The organism is Actinokineospora auranticolor (assembly GCF_002934265.1).
Lineage (GTDB): Bacteria > Actinomycetota > Actinomycetes > Mycobacteriales > Pseudonocardiaceae > Actinokineospora > Actinokineospora auranticolor.
Genome location: NZ_PTIX01000003.1, coordinates 41,984 through 59,422 on the forward strand (window position 1 = coordinate 41,984; position 17,439 = coordinate 59,422).

Genomic DNA, 17,439 nt, shown 5'->3' on the forward strand with positions numbered 1-17,439 from the left:
CGGACGACCTACCCTCGGACCGGCGAGGCGTAGTGGGAAACCGGAGGTCAGCCATGTCCCAGTCGGACTTCGAGGAGTGGGTCGAGCCCGCGCCGCCGCGGCTGCGCGCGGACGTGCGGCGGGCCGAGGCCGACCCCGAGCGGCTGGCCCGGCCGTGGCGCAGGCCGCTCGACACCGCCCTGCGCGACGACTACCTCAAGCGGCTCGGCTGGGACGCCCCGCCGCCGCCCACCCTCGACACCCTGGTCGCCCTGCACCACGCGCACGTCGAGCGGGTCCCGTTCGAGGTCGTGTGGATCGCGATCGGCGAACCGCGCGGGGTGGAGCCGCTGGAGTCCGTGCGGCACGTGGTCGGCGGTCGCGGCGGCTACTGCTACCACCTCAACGGCGCGTTCGCCTGCCTGCTGGACTGGCTCGGCTTCGACGCGCACTGGCGGGTCGGCACCGTGCAGCTCAGCGCCGACTCCGAGCCGTTCCGGGCCTACGCCAACCACCTCGCCGTCGAGGTGCGCGGGTTGCCGTCCGCGCAGTCCCCGGGCGGTCGCTGGTACGTCGACATCGGACTGGGCGACGCCCTGCACGGCCCGCTGCCGCTGGTGCCCGGCCAGTACCGGCAGGGGCCGTCGGTGTTCGGCCTGCGCCCGTCCGGGATCGTGCCGGGCGGCTGGCGGTTCGACCACGACCCGCGCGGCTACTTCCACGGCATGGACTTCACGCCCTTCGAGGGGACGCTCGCGGACTTCGGCTTCCGGCAGAAGGCGTTGTCCACCGAGCCGGAGTCGGGTTTCGTACGCATCGTCAGCGTGTGCCGCCGGGACGCCGACACCGTCACGACGCTGCGCGGACTCGTCCTCACCCACCGCACCACCGAGGGGGAGGACAAGTCCGACATCGCCGACCAGGGCGACTACTTCGCCACCCTGGCCGACGTGTTCGAGCTACCGCTGTCCGATGTGGACACCGACCGGCGGGCCGCGCTGTGGGCCCGGCTGCTGGCCGACCACGAGGTGTTGCGCCGGGGCAAGTAGCCCTCAGTAGTAGTACGGGAAGCGGGACCAGTCCGGGTCGCGCTTCTCCAGGAACGAGTCGCGGCCCTCGACGGCCTCGTCGGTCATGTAGGCCAAGCGGGTGGTCTCGCCCGCGAACACCTGCTGGCCGATGAGGCCGTCGTCGATGGCGTTGAACGCGAACTTGAGCATCCGCTGCGCCGTCGGGGACTTGCCGTTGATCTCCCGCGCCCACTGGAGCGCGGTCTCCTCCAACTCGGCGTGCGGCACGGCCTGGTTCACCGCGCCCATCCGGACCATGTCCGCCGCGGTGTAGGTCCGGCCGAGGAAGAAGATCTCGCGGGCGAACTTCTGGCCCACCTGGCGGGCCAGGTACGCCGACCCGAACCCGCCGTCGAAGCTGCCCACGTCGGCGTCGGTCTGCTTGAACCGGGCGTGCTCGGCGCTGGCCAGGGTCAGGTCGCAGGTCACGTGCAGGCTGTGGCCGCCGCCCGCGGCCCAGCCGGGGACCACGGCGACGACGACCTTCGGCATGAACCGGATCAGCCGCTGGACCTCGAGGATGTGCAGCCTGCCCGCGCGCGCCGGGTCCACCGTCTCGGCGGTCTCGCCCGCCGCGTACTGGTAGCCCGTGCGGCCCCGGATGCGCTGGTCGCCGCCGGAGCAGAAGGCCCAGCCGCCGTCGCGGGGCGACGGGCCGTTGCCGGTCAGCAGCACGCAGCCGACGTCGGCGCTCATCCGCGCGTGGTCCAGCGCCCGGTACAACTCGTCGACGGTGTGCGGGCGGAAGGCGTTGCGCACCTCCGGCCGGTCGAACGCGATGCGCACGGCCCCCGTGTCCACCGCCCGGTGGTAGGTGATGTCGGTGAAGTCGAACCCCTCGACGGACCGCCAGCGAGCCGGATCGAACAGTTCGGAAACCTCGGGATCTGCCACGCCGCCCGAGCATGCCGGCGGACCTGTGGACAGTCGTTCGCGGGGTTGGCCGCCGGCGTGTCAAGCTGGGGTCGTGCACGACCTGGACTCGGCGCTGGCGGTCATCCGCGCGCGGGACGACACCGCGGCGAAGCACGCGCACGCGCTCTGGCACGTGATGCGCGCGACCGCGGCCCACCCGACCAAGGTCACCCGCTACGACGTGCAGCAAATGGTGTGGAGCACGCTCCCGCAGGCCCACCACAGCCCCGGCGGCCAAGGCGCCTTCGACGACCTGCACCAGACCTGCGAGTCCTTCGCCGAACTGCTCGACCTGCTCGGCCACGCCGACTACGCCGCGGTGTGCCGCGCCGAGACCACCCGGGCCATCCTCGACGCGGCGGGCGCGGACCCGCGCTACCGGGAACTCGTCGCCGCGGCCTGGCGCGCGTCCGGCGTCTGGCCGCCGGACACCCCGCTGATGACCTGGGCCGACCAGGGCGGCCCGATCGAGACGGCGCTGCACGCGGCCGCCGGGCGGCTGCTGGAGGAGGCGGTGGACGCGGGCACCCTGCCCGCCGACGGCGCCGACGCGCTGCGCGTCGGTCTGGTCATGCGGCTGCTCACCAGCCCGGAGAACGAGGGCGACGAGACCTGGTTCGTCCGGCTGCTCGACGAGCGCCTCGACGAGTGGACCCTGGGCCGCGGCAGCCAGACCCGCCGCGAGCTGATGGTCCGGCTGCGCCCGGAGGTCCGCCGCGCCCCGGAGAGCGACGGCGCGCACCTGCCCGCGCTGACCTACCTGCTCACCCAGTGCCAGGGCCAGGGCGCCCGGCTCACCGGCAGCGGCTACCTGCCGACCACCCTGGTCGGCGACCTGGTCGACCTGATGCCCACCTGCACCGAACTCGGCGGCGCGGGCCGCAGCGAGTCCCAGTGGCCGCCGGTGAAGCTGTTACGGGAACTGGCGGGCGACTTCGGCCTGACGGTCCGCGACGGCACCCGGCTGCGGCTCACCGACCAGGGCACCGCGCTGCTCGACGACGCCGACTCCCTCCTCATGACGGTGGGCGAGCGGTTGATCTCGCTGGACCGCACGGCCCTGGGCGTCACCCAGGAGGTGGTCTGCGCGGCGCTGCTGCTGGAGGACCGCATGGCGCCGACCCGGATCTTCGAGAAGATCGCCCACGTGCTCACCGAGGAGGGCTGGACCGACGGCGCGGGCGCCCCGTTCGGCCCCACCCACGCCGCCGAGATCGGCTCCTGGTTCCTCCGCCGCCTCCGCGTCCTCGACGCCCTCGACGCGGACTGGACCGCCCGCCGCGTCGGCCTCACCCAGGCGGGCCGCGCCATGGCGCGCTGGAGCCTGCGCGCCCGCGTCCTGTTCCGCCACCGCCCCCACGAACACCCCACCGCCGTCGCGGGCTCCTGACCGCTCCGGTCGCGGAAGCGTTCCCGGGGGCCGGTTCCCGGGGTTTCCCGGTGCGCGATGGGGCGGCGGGCGGTGTGATCCAGCTTCCGTTCGCGGGTGGCCCGGCCGGTTCGGTGGTGAGATTGGTTGTGGGGGAGCCGGTCCGAATGCGACTGACCGGCTGGTCCCGCGCCCGGACGGGAGCGCCGGTCACGCTCCCACGGGCGATCGACCCCGGCCGGTCTGCGTCACTTCGGCGGGTTGTGGTTGCCTGCCGCGTTGTCCGGCGGGAATGGTCGGGGGTCGGGTAGTTCCGAGTGGTTTCCGAGCGAGAAGGGGTGGAAGTGAATCCGTCCACCGCGATGGCCACCGTCGTGGTCGACGAGTTGGTCCGCAACGGGGTTCGGCAGGTCGTGCTGTGCCCGGGGTCGCGCGACGCGCCGTTGGCGTTCGCCTTGGCGGAGGCGGCGGAGCGGGGTCGGTTGACGCTGCACGTCCGCGTCGACGAGCGGTCCGCCGGGTTCTTCGCGCTCGGCCTCGGCCGCGCGACCGGCAGGCCCGCCGCCGTGGTGTGCACGTCCGGGACGGCCGTGGCGAACCTGCACCCCTCCGTGCTGGAGGCGCACCACTCGGGTGTCGGGGTCCTGCTGATCACCGCCGACCGGCCGCCGGAGCTGCACGGCACGGGCGCGAACCAGACCATCGACCAGCGCAACATCTTCGGTTCCGCCGCCGTCGCGGTGGACTTCCCGGTGGCCGAGCGGCGCGCCGGGCTCAACCCCGTGTGGCGCGGGCTGGTCTGCCGCGGTGTGGCCCGCGCCGAGACCGGCAGACCCGTGCAGCTGAACATCCCGTTCCGCGAGCCGCTGGTGCCGACCTTCGGCGACGAGTGGCCGGACGCCCTCGACGGCAGGCCCGGCGGCCTGCGCTGGACCACGTGGTCCGCCTCCCGCGCGCTGCCCGGCAACCGGGTCGACTTCCCGCTGCCCGCGCGCACCCTGATGGTCGTCGGCAGCGGCGACCCGGCCCGCGCGACCTCGGCGGCCGGGGTGGCGGCCAAGGCGGGCTGGCCCGTGGTCGCCGAGCCGGTCGGCGCGGCGGCGGCCATCGCGGGCGGCGCCCGGGTGCTGCGCGGCGGCCCCCTGCTGCTCGGCACGGGCGCGCTCCCGGCGCACTTGCGCCCGGACGCGGTGGTGGTCGTCGGCAGGCCGACGCTGTCGCGGGGCGTGCGCGGGCTGATGGACCGCGTGCCGGTCTACGGCATCGGTGACCATCCACAGTGGACAGATCCGCAGTTCGTGGCCACGCACGTGCGCAGCTGGCTCGACCAGGACGACCTCGCGCACGTCACCGGGCACGAGCCGGGCTGGCTGGCGGGCTGGCAGGACGCCGAGGACGCCGCCGGGGTCGCGGTGGCCGACCTGCTGGCGGATGAGCCGTGGCCGACCGGCCTGCACATCGCCCGCGACCTGGTGGACGCGCTGCCGCCGCGGTCCGTGCTGTTCCTCGGCTCGTCCAACCCGGTCCGCGACGTCGACCTCGTCGCCCACCACCGCCCGGACGTCGTGGTGCACGCGAACCGGGGCGTGGCGGGGATCGACGGGAACCTCTCGACCGCCGCGGGCATCGCGCTCGGCGGTGGCACCCCCGCGTACGCCCTGGTCGGCGACCTGACGTTCCTGCACGACGCCAACGGCCTGCTGATCGGCCCGGGCGAGCAGCGCCCCGACCTGACGGTCGTCGTGCTCAACGACAACGGCGGCGGCATCTTCTCGCTGCTGGAGCAGGGCGCCGCCGAACACCGCGGCAGCTTCGAGCGGGTCTTCGGCACCCCGCACGGGGTCGACCTGGCTCTGCTGTGCGCCGCGCACCGGGTCGCGCACACCCGGCCGAAGAGCGCCGCCGAGTTCCGCGCGGCGCTCGAGCCGCGACCGGGGTTGAACGTGGTCGAGGTGTGCGCGAGTCGGGATGGACTGCGAGATTTGCACGCGCGCCTCCGGTCTGCCGTCGGCGCGGCAATCACGGGTTGAGCTGGGTGGGGAGCGCCGGTTGGCGGGGTATGGGAGTTCGGCCGGGCTTCGCCCGGCCGACGGTGGGTGTGGCGATCTCGGGGTGATCCACAAGTCCGCTGATTAGGCTGGGCGCGTGCAGGAAGAGCAGCTCACCCGCCCCGAGCGCCGCCGGGCGATCACCGCGCTGGTCGCCATCGTGCTCGGCGGTCTCGTCGCCGCGCTCGGCGTGCTGCTCGTCGTCGCCGCGTTCACCGAGGACGCGGCCATCGAGGGGCGCACCGGCAACGCCAACGCCGAGGTCGTGAGCGTCTCCCCGGGGCGGACCCTGGTCCGCTTCCAGACCCCGGACGGCGCCGAGCACGTGCCCACGGTGGGCGTGCTCTACCCGGAGGCGCTGGCGGAGGGGCAGGTCGTGCGGGTCGAGTACGACCAGGCCAACCCCGACCTGGTCCGGGTCGCGGGGCGCGGCGCCGCGCTGACGATCCTGCCGGTCAGCACGGCCGTGCTGGGGGTCTGGGTGGTGGTGGGCGGCGTCCTCTACTGGCTGCGCCGCAAGGGCCCGCTGCACGTCCGCAAGCTCCGGCCCCGCCGGAAGCCCCGGGTCTGATCCCGGCGATGTGACAGTCCTCTGCGAATTTCGCTTTCCGGTGTAACATCAGGTGTTGTGGACCTGGAGCGCGAGTTCGACCGCGTCGTGGCGGCCGACCACCGAGTCGAGCCGCGGGACTGGATGCCCGACGGCTACCGCAGCACGCTGATCCGGCAGATCGCGCAGCACGCGCACTCGGAGATCATCGGCATGCAGCCGGAGGGCAACTGGATCAGCCGCGCGCCGTCGCTGCGCCGCAAGGCGATCCTGCTGGCCAAGGTGCAGGACGAGGCGGGCCACGGGCTCTACCTCTACGCCGCCGCCGAGACCCTCGGCGCGGACCGGGCCGAGCTGACCGAGAAGCTCATCTCGGGCAGGCAGAAGTACTCGTCGATCTTCAACTACCCCACCCTGACCTTCGCCGACGTCGGCGTCATCGGCTGGCTGGTCGACGGCGCCGCGATCTGCAACCAGGTGCCGCTGTGCCGCACCTCCTACGGCCCGTACGCGCGCGCGATGATCCGCGTCTGCAAGGAGGAGTCCTTCCACCAGCGACAGGGCTACGAGCTGCTGATGACCATGATGGGCGGCACCAAGCAGCAGCGGGACCTGGTCCAGGACGCGGTGAACCGCTGGTGGTGGCCGTCGCTGATGATGTTCGGCCCGCCGGACGCGGAGAGCTCGAACACCGAGCAGTCCATGCACTGGCGGATCAAGCGGCACACCAACGACGAGCTGCGCCAGCGCTTCGTCGACATGTCCGTCCCGCAGGCGGTCAAGCTCGGCGTCACCTTCCCGGACCCGAAGCTGGTCTGGAACGACGAGCGCGGCCACTACGACTTCGGCGAGATCGACTGGGCCGAGTTCTGGCGGGTCGTCAAGGGCGACGGGCCGTGCAACGCGCAGCGCGTCGCGCACCGCCGCCAAGCCCACGAGGATGGCGCCTGGGTCCGCGAGGCCGCTGCGGCGTACGCGGCCAAGAAGAACTCGGAGGCGGTGGCGTGAGCGGTTCCTGGCCCCTCTACGAGGTGTTCGTGCGCGGCAAGCGCGGCCTCAACCACGTGCACGTCGGCTCGCTGCACGCACCCGACGACGAGATGGCGCTGCGCAACGCCCGCGACCTCTACACCCGCCGCAACGAGGGCGTGAGCATCTGGGTCGTGCGCGCCGACGCGATCACCGCGTCCAGCCCGGACGAGAAGGACCCGTTCTTCGCCCCCAGCGGCGACAAGGTCTACCGGCACCCCACGTTCTACGCCATCCCCGACGACGTCCCCCACCTGTGAGGACCAATGGACAACGCCTACGACGGGCTGGTCGAGGACGGTAGCGAGGAGCGGCACTGGGCCTTCGGCACCGGCTTCACCGAAGCGCTGACCGGTGTCGACCGCGCCGTGCCGCCCCTGGTCGACCACGACGACCTGGCCGCCTACTGCCTGATGCTCGGCGACGACGCGCTGGTCCTGGCCCAGCGCCTGGCCGAGTGGTGCTCGCGCGCGCCCGAACTGGAAGAGGACGTCGCGCTGGCCAACATCGCCCTCGACCTGCTGGGTCAGGCCCGGATGCTGCTCACCCGGGCCGCCGAGGTGGAGGGGGTCGGCCGCGACGAGGACGAGCTGGCCTACCTGCGCGACGAGCGCGAGTTCCGCAACGTCCGGCTGGCCGAGATCGACTGCGGTCCCGGCCCCGGCGGCGACTTCGGCACCACCATCGCCCGGCTGCTGGTGTTCTCGTCGTGGCGGCTGGCGCTGTTCCAGCGGCTCACCGGCTCGCTGGACCCGGTGCTGTCCGCCGCGGCCGCGAAGGGCGTCAAGGAGCTGGCCTACCACCGCGACCACGCCGCCCAGTGGGTGCTGCGGCTCGCGGGCGGCACCGAGTACTCGCGGGAGCGGATCGTCGCCGGGCTGGCGCTGGTCTGGGCGTACACCGAGGAGCTGTACGTCACGCACCCGGTCGAGGCCGCGCTGGCCGACGCGGGCGTCGGCGTCGACCCGGCCGCGCTGCGCGCCGAGGTCGACGACGTGCTCGACACCGTGCTCCGCGCCGCCGGGCTGGACCGGCCCGAGGTGCGGCAGGTCGCCGCGCTCGCGGGCCAGGCCGGGCGCGACGGCGTGCACACCGAGGCCATGGGCTACCTGCTCGCCGAGCTGCAGCACGTGGCCCGGTCGATGCCGGGAGCGCACTGGTGAGCGCGCGGCGGGTCGCCGAGCAGGTACTCGACCCGGAGCTGCCGGTCCTCACCCTCGCCGACCTCGGGGTGCTGCGGGATGTGCAAGAGGTCGACGGCAAGGTCACCGTCACCATCACGCCCACCTACTCCGGGTGTCCCGCTCTCGACGAGATGCGCGCGGATCTCAAGGAGAGCCTTACCGAGGCCGGGTACACCGATGTCGACGTCCGCACTGTCCTGCACCCGGCGTGGACTACGGACTGGATCAGCGAAGACGGTCTGCGCAAGCTGTCCGACCACGGGATAGCCCCACCGCAGCGAATCGGACCGCGCACGGTCGGACCCATCCCGCTGAACCTGGAGCCCCCCACGCGACGGGTGGCGTGCCCGCGCTGCGGCTCGCACCGCACCACCGAGCTGTCGAGGTTCGGCTCCACCGCGTGCAAGGCCCTGCGCCGCTGCGAGGACTGCCGCGAACCGTTCGAGCAGATCAAGGAACTGTGACCGTGCGCGCCTTCCACCCCCTCCCGGTCGCCCGCGTCGACCGGCTCTGCGACGACGCCGTGGCCATCACCTTCGCCGTGCCGGATTCCCTGGCCGAGCAGTTCGCCTTCAAGGCGGGCCAGTACCTCACGTTGCGCCAAGACGTCGAGGGACACGAAGAACGCCGCTCTTACTCGATCTGCGCCCCTGTCGGCGCAGCGCCGCGGATCGGCGTGCGCAGGGTCGAAGGGGGTCTGTTCTCCACCCAGCTCGTGGACGACCTCAAACCCGGCGACAAGCTCGAGGTCCTCCCGCCGCAAGGCACTTTCACCCCGACCGTGGAGCCCGGTGGCTACCACGCGTTCCTCGCCGCCGGGTCCGGGATCACGCCCGTGCTGTCCATCGCCGCGACCGTCCTGGCCGCGCCGGACACCCGCGTCACGCTGGTCTACGGCAACCGCCGCTCGGACACCGTGATGTTCGCCGAAGACCTGGCCGACCTCAAGGACCGCTACCCGTCCCGCCTGCAACTGGTGCACGTGCTCTCCCGCGAACCGGGTGACGTGGAGCTGTTCTCCGGCCGCCTCGACGCCGACCGGATCACCGCCCTGCTCGACCGCGTGGTGCCCACCGCCGACATCGACCACTGGTGGCTCTGCGGCCCGTTCGGCCTGGTCCAGGACGCGTACGCGGTGCTCGGCGGGCGCGGGGTCGACGGCGGGCGGATCCACCGGGAGCTGTTCTACGTCGACGAGCCGCCGCCCGAGCCCAAGCGGGTCGACGAGCGGCGCGTGGACGGCCCGACGGCCGCGGTCACCGTCGTCCTCGACGGCCGCGAGACCACCCTGGCCCTGCCCTTCGACGAACCCATCCTCGACGCCGCCCAGCGGGTGCGCGCCGACTTGCCCTTCGCCTGCAAGGGCGGGGTCTGCGGGACCTGCCGCGCCCGGGTGGTCAGCGGCGCGGTCGAGATGCGCCGCAACTACGCGCTGGAGCAGCACGAACTCGACGCCGGGTTCGTGCTCACCTGCCAGGGGCTCCCGGTCACCGAAGCGGTCACGGTCGACTTCGACGCGTGAGCACGCACACCGGCCTCGGCGCCTGCCCCGGCACGGCCACCGGCCCGGTGGCCCGCCTCGGCCGTCCGCCGGTCCTGCCCGACTCCGCACCCGAGCCCGGACCGGACGAGCGGGAACGGGCCCTTGGCGCGCTGGAGGCCGTCGCGGTCGAGTTGGCGCGGCGCGCGGACCTGGCCGAGGACGGGGACGTGCTGGTCGCCGCCGCGTTGATGGCCCGCGACCCCGGGCTCGGCGCGAAGGTGGCGGAGTTGGTCGGGCAGGGGATGCCCGCCGCGTGGGCCGTCGACCGGGCCGTGGCCGGGTACCGGGACCTGCTGGCCGACTCGCACCTGGCTGCGCGGGCCGCCGACCTCGACGACGTCCGGGACCGCGCGGTGGCCCACCTGCTCGGGCTGCCGATGCCGGGCCTGCCCGAACCTGGTCACCCGTACGTGCTGGTCGCCGCCGACCTCGCCCCCGCCGACGCCGCGTCGCTCGACCCGGCGGTGGTGCTGGGCCTGGTCACCGAACGCGGCGGGCCGACCAGCCACACCGCGATCCTGGCCCGCTCGCTCGGCATCCCGGCCGTGGTCGCCTGCCCGGCCGCCGCGTCGCTTGTGGATGGTCAGCGGGTGCGGGTGGACGGGACCAGGGGCGTTGTTGTCGAAGACCCGGTGGATGAGGCAATCGCGAGCCCCGTGCTCGGTGGGCCCGGGCGCACCGCTGACGGTCACCGGATCGCCTTGCTGGCCAACATCGGCGGACCTACCGACATCGGCGACGTCGAAGGTGTTGGGCTCTTCCGCACCGAGTTCTTGTTCCTGGGCCGTAAGAATCCGCCGACAGTCGAAGAGCAGCGCACGGCGTATCGCGCCGTTTTCGAGCCTCTTAGCGGAAAACGAGTCGTAGTGCGCACAGTGGACGCCGGCTCGGACAAGCCTGTCCCGTTCGTGGCCGACGAACCGGAGCCCAACCCGGCTCTTGGAGTTCGCGGCCTGCGCACCGCGCGCCGCCACCTCGGCCATCTCCACGACCAACTCGACGCCATCGTCTTGGCCGCAGCCGACACGGGGGTCGAGCTGTGGGTCATGGCCCCGATGGTCGCCACCGCCGCTGAAGCCGCCGATTTCGCCGTAGTGGCACGGGAACGCGGTATCGCTCAGGTGGGGGTGATGATCGAAATCCCGGCTGCCGCGCTCCGAGCCGCGGACATCGCGTCCGAAGTGGACTTCGTCAGCATCGGCACGAACGACCTGGCGCAGTTCACCTTCGCCGCCGACCGCGAACTGGGCTCGCTCGCCGACCTGCTCGACCCGTGGCAGCCCGCCCTGCTCGACCTCGTCGCCCGCACCGCGCGCGCCGCCCGGGCGGCGGGCAAACCGGTCGGTGTCTGCGGCGAGGCGGCGGCCGACCCGCTGCTGGCACCGGTGCTGGTCGGCCTCGGCGTCGACTCGCTGTCCATGGCGCCGGTCGGCGCGCCGCACGTGCGCGCGGCACTGGCCGAGCACACGCTCGACCAGTGCCGTGAGATCGCCTCGGCCGTGCTGGCCGCCGGGTCCCCGCGCGGCGCGCGGGCGGCGGCCAGGTCGGTCAGGTCGGTCAGCTGAAGAACTTCGCCAGGACCGGCGCCAGCACGGCGACGTCCACGTTGTGCGTCTGCCCCTCCAGGGACACGCCCGTCGCGTTCGGCATCGCGTCGACGATCGCCGCCGCCGCGTCGCGCAGGAACGGCGAGCTCGCCGCGCCGTCGACCACGAGCGTGGCCGCCTCGACCCGGCCGACCGTCTCCAGCGTCGTGCGCGCCACGATCCGGGCGTCGTAGGGCAGCGTGTGCGCGAGCGCGGTCAGGTAGATCCACGACGGACCCTCGCGCATCTCCGCGATGCCCTGCGCCGGGAGACCGGTGGTGGCCAGGAACGCCTCCACCGCCTCGTCGCTGCGCCCACCGCGGATCCGCTCGGCCTGCTCGTCGGCGAACGCCTCCGCGTTCGGCGCGCCCAGCGGCGGCTCGTACACCGCGATCCGGTCCACCACGACCCCGAGCGACGCGGCCTTGAGCGCCAGCAGCGCACCGGAGGACATGCCGTACACCCAGGTGGAACCGACCTCGTGCAGCACCGTGGCGAGGTCCTCGACCTCGCGGTCCACCGCGTAGTTGTCCGTGTCGAGGCTGTCGCCGCGGCCCCGCCGGTCGTAGGACACCGCGGTCAGACCGGACTCCGCCAGCAGCTTGCCGAGCGGCTCGGTGGACGAGCGGTTGTTGAACGCCCCACCCACCAGGACCACCGGCTTGCCGGACCCGACCGCCTCGTAGACCAGCTTCGTGCCGTCCAACGACTTCACTGTCTTCATGGCCTTGGAGCCAACCCCGCCCGCAAGCGGGTGTCAACGTGTGAAAATGCCAGTAAGACTGGTGTTCGCGCGGGTAGGTCGCGCCTAGCTCGCGGTCTCCTGCCACCAGCCCAGCACCGTCTCGGCCACCCCCGGGGCCGCCACCAGCAGGCCGTCCACCGGAAGCGGGGCGTCCTCGCCGCGCCGGTCCAGCACGGCGGCCCCCGACTCCAAGGCCAGCGCGACCGCGCCCGCGACGTCCCATTCGTGGTAGCTGTGCAGCACCGCGGCCGCCGCGTGGCCCAGCGCGACCTGGGCGACGGCCAGCGCGGCCGAGCCGAGCACGCGCACCCCCGCGCCCGCCGTGGCGGCCCGCTCGATGAACCCGCCCATGCCCGGCCAGGGGCCGTTGCGGGCCAGCTCGGTGCACACGATCGCGCCCGCGGTGGTGTCGCGGTCGTTCAGCGCCACCCGCACCCCGTTGGCCCGCGCGCCGCGACCCCGCGCGGCGGCGTAGATCTGGCTCCGGTACGGGTCGGCGACCACGCCGACCACGGGACCCTCCGCGTCGACCAGCGCCAGGCTGTAGGCGCACCAGGGCATCCCGGCGACGTAGTTGGCGGTGCCGTCGACCGGGTCCACCACCCAGCGGTACTCGGAGTCGTCGGACCCCACGTCTGCGCCGAACTCCTCGCCGACCACGGGGATACCGGGGAACTCGGCGGTGAGCACCCGCCGCGTGTGGCGCTCCAGCGTCCGGTCGGTGTCGGTCACCCAGTCGAACGGCGAGTCGACGACATCGGGTCGGGCCCCGCGCCCGGCGGTCGCGGTGATCACGTCCGTGGCGTCGTTGGCCAGGCGGCCCGCGACCTCCAGGGCCCGGGACAACAGCCCGGGTTCCACTGGTTTGCGCGAGCGGGAAGACAGGAGCGTCATGCCAACCTAGAGTGACCACCGCGTGTGGCCGACGTGCGTCCGCCAGGTGACGGCTCGGGAATCGGCAGGCCAAGGTTGGTCACTGGCCAACAGCCCGGGCCCACCCCACCGGGAGTTCCGGTGTCGTTCGCCATGGTGTCACGCGCGCGACCACCGGGCGGCCGTCACGGGGTGCCACGGTCTGACAGGTGCGCGTCGCGATCGTGACCGAGAGCTTCCTGCCGCAGGTGAACGGCGTCACCAACTCCGTCCTGCGGGTGCTCGAACACCTCCACCAGCGCGGGCACCGGGCGTTGGTCATCGCCCCCGGTGCCGGGCCCGACCGCTACCTCGACGCGGACGTCGTCCGGGTCCGGGCGGTCGACCTGCCCGTGATCACGTCCCTGCCGATCGGGCTGCCGACCCCGAAGCTGCACACCGACCTGGCTGAATTCAGACCCGACGTGGTGCACCTGGCGTCACCCTTCGTGCTCGGCGCGGGCGGACTCTGGGCGGCCCGGCGGCTCGGGGTGCCGACGGTCGCGGTCTACCAGACCGATGTCGCGGGTTTCGCCGCCGCGTACGGGCTCAGCCGCGGCGCTCGGGCAGCGTGGCGCTGGATCCGCCGTCTGCACACCAACGCCGACCGGACCCTCGCGCCGTCGACGGCCGCGGTGCGCGACCTGACCGGCCACGGCATCCCGCGCGTGTACCGATGGGCGCGCGGTGTGGACATTCGACGGTTCGCGCCGGAACACGTAGACCGCGGTTTGAGGGCGCAACTGGCGCCAAACGGGGAACTGCTAGTCGGGTACGTCGGCAGGCTCGCACCGGAGAAACGGGTCGAACACCTCGCCGCCATCGACAACCTGCCCGGCGTGCGCGTCGTCGTAGTGGGCGATGGACCGGAATCCGCCGCCTTGCGCCAGCGCCTGCCCAACGCGGCCTTCCTCGGTTTCCGCGAGGGCGCCGACCTGGCCACCGCCTACGCCAGCCTCGACGTGTTCGTGCACACCGGACCGCACGAGACGTTCTGCCAGGCCGTCCAGGAGGCCATGGCGTCGGGCCTGCCGGTGATCGCCCCCGACGCGGGCGGCCCGCGCGACCTGGTCGACCACGGCCGCACCGGTTTCCTGCTCGACCCCGACCAGTTCCCGAACCTGCTGCGCCCCGCCGTCGACCGCCTCGCCGACGCCCTCCTGCGCCGCCGCATGGGCGCCGCGGGCCGGGCCGCCGTGCAGACCCGCACGTGGAGCGCGGTGTGTGAGGAGCTGCTGGGGCACTACCACGAGGTCACGCTCGGCAGAGGGGCCAAGGCGGCCTGAGCCATGCGCATCGTGCAGCTCGCCAACTTCTACGGCCCACGTTCGGGTGGCCTGCGCACCGCACTGCACCACCTCGGCGCAGGCTACGCGGCCTGCGGGCACGACGTGACCTTGGTGGTGCCAGGAAGCAGGGTCGGCGACGAGCGATTGCCTACGGGCGTCCGCCGGATCACACTGCCCGCTCCACGCATCCCCGGTACAGGGGGCTACCGGGCGGTGAACCCGCTGCGGGTATCGGCGTTGCTGTCGCGTTTGCGGCCGGACCGGCTGGAAGTCTCCGACCGGTTGACGCTGCGCGGCATGGGCCGGTGGGCGGCGGAACGCGACGTGCCGAGCGTCGTGATCTCCCACGAGCGCCTGGATCGGCTGCTGGAGCAGTTCCTCATGCCCGGCCCCATGGCGCGCGGTGTTGCGGATGCCGCTAACCGTCGCATGGCGACCAACTACGACCGGGTTGTGTGCACGACCGAGTTCGCTCGCGCGGAGTTCGACCGTATTGGCGTCGAAAACGTCACCCGAGTCCCACTCGGCGTAGACCTGACCACGTTCACCCCCACCCGCCACGACGGCGCACTACGCGCGGACCTGTCCCATGGCGCGGACGCCCTGCTGGTGCACTGTGGACGCTTGTCGCCGGAGAAGCACGTCGAGCGAAGCATCGACACCCTCGCCGAACTCCACACGGCAGGCAACAACGTCCGGCTGGTCGTGGCGGGGGATGGGCCCCGGATGTCGGCTTTGCGTCGTCGGGCGCAGGGGTTGCCGGTGACCTTCCTCGGCTTCGTCGCGGACCGCGCGGACGTCGCCCGCCTACTGGCCAGCGCCGACGTGTCCCTGGCTCCAGGTCCGCACGAGACGTTCGGCCTGGCCGCGTTGGAGGCGCTGGCTTCGGGGACACCGGTTGTGGTGTCGCGGTCGTCGGCTCTGCCGGAGATCGTCCGACCGGACTGCGGCCAAGCAGTCGCGGACGCCGCCCCGGCCTTCGCCGGAGCGGTGGAAGGTCTCCTGTCGATCCCGGAACCCGACCGCCGAGCCGCCGCCCGATCCCGCGCCGAAGACTTCGACTGGCCCTCCTCGGTCCAAGGCATGCTCACCGCCCACAGCGCGGGTTGACCTGCCCACCACAACCGCCCCGCGACTTCCTCCACCCCACCAAGCAGAACCCGCCATCCGCCGACGTGTGCCAGCCCAACCCCCACCGAACTCTTCGCGCCCCCGCTGTCTGCTCGATGGGGTGGAACGTCTTTGTGTGGGGGGGGGGGGCGGACCTGCTTGGCAGGTCCGCCCCCCCACACAAAGCAAGTCCACCCCATCAAGGCGTATGGCAGGGGCGCGTTGCGTTCTGCGGGGCCTGGGATCCTGCGGCGGTTATGGGGTGGGTCCGGTACAGCCGCATTGCGTTCTGTGGGGGCTGGGATCCTGCGGCGGTTGTGTGTGGGAGGAGGAGGAGAAGAAGAGCGTTGGGGTGGTGAGTCCGACGCGGCAGGTTGGGTGGCTGTCTGCCTGGGGGTGTGAGGGCGCTGGCATCGGGTTGGCGAGTGGCTCTGCCCAGGGCGGAACGCTCGTTGGGTTGGTCTGGGCGGACCTGCACCGCCCCGTCCGAGCGGGCCTCGTATTCTTCGCACATGATGGCCCGAGCCGGTTTGGACAAGGATCCGCGCGACATCGCCGAGATGTTCGACGGGGTTGCCAAGGGCTATGACCGCACGAACTCCGTCATGACCCTCGGCTTCGACCGGCGGTGGCGTGAGACCACCCGTCAGGTGCTCGACGCCTCGCCGGGGGAGCGGGTGCTCGATCTGGCCGCTGGGACCGCCGTGTCCACCGCCGAGTACGCGCGTTCCGGGGCCTGGTGCGTTGCCGCCGACTTCTCCCTCGAGATGCTGCGCGGCGGCGCCGACCGCGGTGTGCCTCGGGTGGCCGCCGACGCGTTCCACCTGCCGTTCGCCACGAACGCCTTCGACGCGGTCACCGTGTCCTTCGGGCTGCGCAACATGAACGACACCGTCGCCGCCCTCGCCGAGATGCGCCGGGTCGTGCGGCCCGGGGGTCGGTTGGTGATCTGCGAGGTGTCCCAGCCGCCGCTGCGGCCGTTGCGGTGGCTGTACCGCAACACCGTGCTGCGGGCGTTGCCGCTGGTCACGCGGCCGTTCTCGTCCAACAGCGAGGCCTACTCCTACCTCGCCGAGTCCATGCGCGACTGGCACGACCAGCGGGCCGTCGCGCGGCTGGTCGTCGAGGCGGGGTGGCAGGACGTGGAGTGGCTGAACCTGACCTTCGGAGTCGTCGCCCTGCACCGGGCGACCAACCCGGCCGACTAGCGGATCAGCTCCCGGTCGGCCTGCCAGCGGTCGACCCGGCGCATGACGACCAGGATGGCCAGGGCGGACAGCACGGCGAGGCCGCCGCTGGCCGCGTTGGCGAAGAACACCCGCTCGAAGGTCTGGACGCTGCTGTCGTCCTTGATCAGGTTCACCGCGGCCAGGTCCACCGCGTGGGTGAGCAGGAACAGCGCCCACCAGACGCCGATCAGCTTGCCCGCCCGCACCTTCCGCAGGTTCCCGCCGCGTGCCGGGGTGTCCGGGCGGCTGGCGCGCCAGACGTCGCCGAGGACCATCTGGGGGAGCCACAGGTTGCCGATGGGTATGAACCAGGACAGCACCGACCAGCGGATCCGCAGCCGGTGCGGCGCGTCGCAGACGCGGGCGGCGTTGATCCGGGCCCGCCACAGCCAGACGATGAACGCGACGCCGGACAACGCGACGCCCGCCATCCAGCCGTAGGAGAGCCAGGTGCTGCGGTCGGTCGCGGTCTGCAGCTGCTCGTTGGTGACGGTCGGGATGGCCGAGTAGAAGTCGCGGACCAACCAGTACGAGCGCCAGGCCTGCCAGGCGGAGAGGGCGCCGACGGCGGCGGTGAGCAGGATGAACGCCGACGCGACGAACCGGGCGGCGCGGGCCGGGCGGGCCAGCTCCGGCTCGTGCGGCAGCGCGATGGCCTCGACGACCGGGTCGTCGTCGGTGAGGGGCGTGTCCTGGATGACCGAGGTCTCGTCGTCGGCGTCCCGGGTCAGGTGCACGGGGACGCTGACCGCCGGGATGCCGAACGGGGGCGTGTCCTCCGGTTCGACCTCTATCCTGGGGATGCCGAACGCCGGAGTCGCGGTGGTGTCCGGATCGGTCATCGTGCGCCCTCCAAGAGCAGTCCCGGGTGGATCGCTGAT

General features: G+C 72.8%; 17 protein-coding genes. 13 read left to right on the top strand and 4 right to left on the bottom strand.

Annotated features, from left to right (window positions below; all coding sequences use genetic code 11):
- The first annotated feature begins 53 nt into the window (after positions 1-53).
- The gene (locus CLV40_RS06275) at positions 54-1,028 is read left to right on the top strand and encodes an arylamine N-acetyltransferase family protein (RefSeq protein ID WP_104477899.1); all 975 of its coding nucleotides are present in this window, start codon (positions 54-56) and stop codon (positions 1,026-1,028) included.
- 3 nt (positions 1,029-1,031) lie between these two features.
- On the opposite strand, the gene CLV40_RS06280 is transcribed toward CLV40_RS06275, so the two are convergent.
- Entirely contained in the window at positions 1,032-1,943 is a 912-nt protein-coding gene (locus CLV40_RS06280) for a 1,4-dihydroxy-2-naphthoyl-CoA synthase (protein WP_104477900.1), read from the bottom strand.
- Between the two features lie 73 nt (positions 1,944-2,016).
- On the opposite strand from CLV40_RS06280, the gene CLV40_RS06285 reads away from it, so the two are divergent.
- From CLV40_RS06285 to CLV40_RS06325, 9 genes are all read left to right on the top strand, one after another.
- Positions 2,017-3,354, top strand: coding sequence for a hypothetical protein (locus CLV40_RS06285; protein WP_104477901.1), 1,338 nt, complete (start codon positions 2,017-2,019; stop codon positions 3,352-3,354).
- A gap of 323 nt (positions 3,355-3,677) precedes the next feature.
- Positions 3,678-5,363, top strand: a complete 1,686-nt coding sequence (menD, locus tag CLV40_RS06290; protein WP_104477902.1) for a 2-succinyl-5-enolpyruvyl-6-hydroxy-3-cyclohexene-1-carboxylic-acid synthase — start codon at positions 3,678-3,680, stop codon at positions 5,361-5,363.
- A 115-nt stretch (positions 5,364-5,478) separates the two neighbouring features.
- Complete coding sequence (locus CLV40_RS06295) at positions 5,479-5,952, top strand: DUF3592 domain-containing protein (protein WP_104477903.1); 474 nt, start codon at positions 5,479-5,481, stop codon at positions 5,950-5,952.
- Positions 5,953-6,009: 57 nt separating this feature from the next.
- Positions 6,010-6,939: a 1,2-phenylacetyl-CoA epoxidase subunit PaaA gene (paaA, locus tag CLV40_RS06300; protein ID WP_104477904.1), complete on the top strand. Its 930-nt coding sequence runs from the start codon at positions 6,010-6,012 to the stop codon at positions 6,937-6,939.
- On the top strand, positions 6,936-7,220 hold the full coding sequence (paaB, locus tag CLV40_RS06305) for a 1,2-phenylacetyl-CoA epoxidase subunit PaaB (RefSeq protein WP_104477905.1): 285 nt from the start codon (positions 6,936-6,938) through the stop codon (positions 7,218-7,220). Before paaA ends, paaB begins: the two co-directional genes overlap by 4 nt.
- A gap of 6 nt (positions 7,221-7,226) precedes the next feature.
- The gene (paaC, locus tag CLV40_RS06310; protein ID WP_104477906.1) at positions 7,227-8,123 is read left to right on the top strand and encodes a 1,2-phenylacetyl-CoA epoxidase subunit PaaC; all 897 of its coding nucleotides are present in this window, start codon (positions 7,227-7,229) and stop codon (positions 8,121-8,123) included.
- A complete protein-coding gene (gene paaD, locus CLV40_RS06315) occupies positions 8,117-8,608 on the top strand; it encodes a 1,2-phenylacetyl-CoA epoxidase subunit PaaD (protein ID WP_104478290.1) in 492 nt (163 codons plus the stop codon). The genes paaC and paaD overlap by 7 nt, the downstream gene beginning before the upstream one ends.
- Before the next feature lie 2 nt (positions 8,609-8,610).
- Positions 8,611-9,666, top strand: a complete 1,056-nt coding sequence (gene paaE, locus CLV40_RS06320; RefSeq protein WP_104478291.1) for a 1,2-phenylacetyl-CoA epoxidase subunit PaaE — start codon at positions 8,611-8,613, stop codon at positions 9,664-9,666.
- On the top strand, positions 9,663-11,252 hold the full coding sequence (locus tag CLV40_RS06325) for a putative PEP-binding protein (RefSeq protein WP_104477907.1): 1,590 nt from the start codon (positions 9,663-9,665) through the stop codon (positions 11,250-11,252). The genes paaE and CLV40_RS06325 overlap by 4 nt, the downstream gene beginning before the upstream one ends.
- Here the strand turns inward: CLV40_RS06325 and CLV40_RS06330 are convergent.
- Complete coding sequence (locus tag CLV40_RS06330; protein WP_104477908.1) at positions 11,245-11,997, bottom strand: alpha/beta fold hydrolase; 753 nt, start codon at positions 11,995-11,997, stop codon at positions 11,245-11,247. The genes CLV40_RS06325 and CLV40_RS06330 overlap by 8 nt on opposite strands.
- Positions 11,998-12,081: 84 nt before the next feature.
- A complete protein-coding gene (locus tag CLV40_RS06335) occupies positions 12,082-12,912 on the bottom strand; it encodes an inositol monophosphatase family protein (RefSeq protein ID WP_104477909.1) in 831 nt (276 codons plus the stop codon).
- 188 nt (positions 12,913-13,100) lie between these two features.
- Between CLV40_RS06335 and CLV40_RS06340 the strand changes: the two genes are divergently transcribed.
- The 3 genes from CLV40_RS06340 (at position 13,101) to CLV40_RS06350 (ending at position 16,537) form a co-directional block, all read left to right on the top strand.
- Complete coding sequence (locus CLV40_RS06340; RefSeq protein ID WP_181043352.1) at positions 13,101-14,216, top strand: glycosyltransferase family 4 protein; 1,116 nt, start codon at positions 13,101-13,103, stop codon at positions 14,214-14,216.
- Positions 14,217-14,219: 3 nt separating this feature from the next.
- On the top strand, positions 14,220-15,329 hold the full coding sequence (locus CLV40_RS06345; RefSeq protein WP_104477910.1) for a glycosyltransferase: 1,110 nt from the start codon (positions 14,220-14,222) through the stop codon (positions 15,327-15,329).
- Positions 15,330-15,844: 515 nt separating this feature from the next.
- Complete coding sequence (locus CLV40_RS06350) at positions 15,845-16,537, top strand: demethylmenaquinone methyltransferase (RefSeq protein ID WP_104478293.1); 693 nt, start codon at positions 15,845-15,847, stop codon at positions 16,535-16,537.
- On the opposite strand, the gene CLV40_RS06355 is transcribed toward CLV40_RS06350, so the two are convergent.
- Positions 16,534-17,400 carry a DUF4328 domain-containing protein gene (locus CLV40_RS06355; RefSeq protein ID WP_104477911.1) on the bottom strand — a complete coding sequence of 289 codons (867 nt, stop codon included), beginning with the start codon at positions 17,398-17,400 and terminating at the stop codon, positions 16,534-16,536. The genes CLV40_RS06350 and CLV40_RS06355 overlap by 4 nt on opposite strands.
- Positions 17,401-17,439: the final 39 nt, after the last annotated feature.

Excerpts from the sequence above, each read along its gene's own strand:
- CLV40_RS06275 (WP_104477899.1), top strand. The coding sequence starts at position 54 with ATGTCCCAGTCGGACTTCGAGGAGTGGGTCGAGCCCGCGCCGCCGCGG.
- paaC (WP_104477906.1), top strand. The coding sequence starts at position 7,227 with ATGGACAACGCCTACGACGGGCTGGTCGAGGACGGTAGCGAGGAGCGG.
- CLV40_RS06330 (WP_104477908.1), bottom strand. The coding sequence starts at position 11,997 with ATGAAGACAGTGAAGTCGTTGGACGGCACGAAGCTGGTCTACGAGGCG.
- CLV40_RS06335 (WP_104477909.1), bottom strand. The coding sequence starts at position 12,912 with ATGACGCTCCTGTCTTCCCGCTCGCGCAAACCAGTGGAACCCGGGCTG.
- CLV40_RS06345 (WP_104477910.1), top strand. The coding sequence starts at position 14,220 with ATGCGCATCGTGCAGCTCGCCAACTTCTACGGCCCACGTTCGGGTGGC.
- CLV40_RS06350 (WP_104478293.1), top strand. The coding sequence starts at position 15,845 with ATGGCCCGAGCCGGTTTGGACAAGGATCCGCGCGACATCGCCGAGATG.
- CLV40_RS06355 (WP_104477911.1), bottom strand. The coding sequence starts at position 17,400 with ATGACCGATCCGGACACCACCGCGACTCCGGCGTTCGGCATCCCCAGG.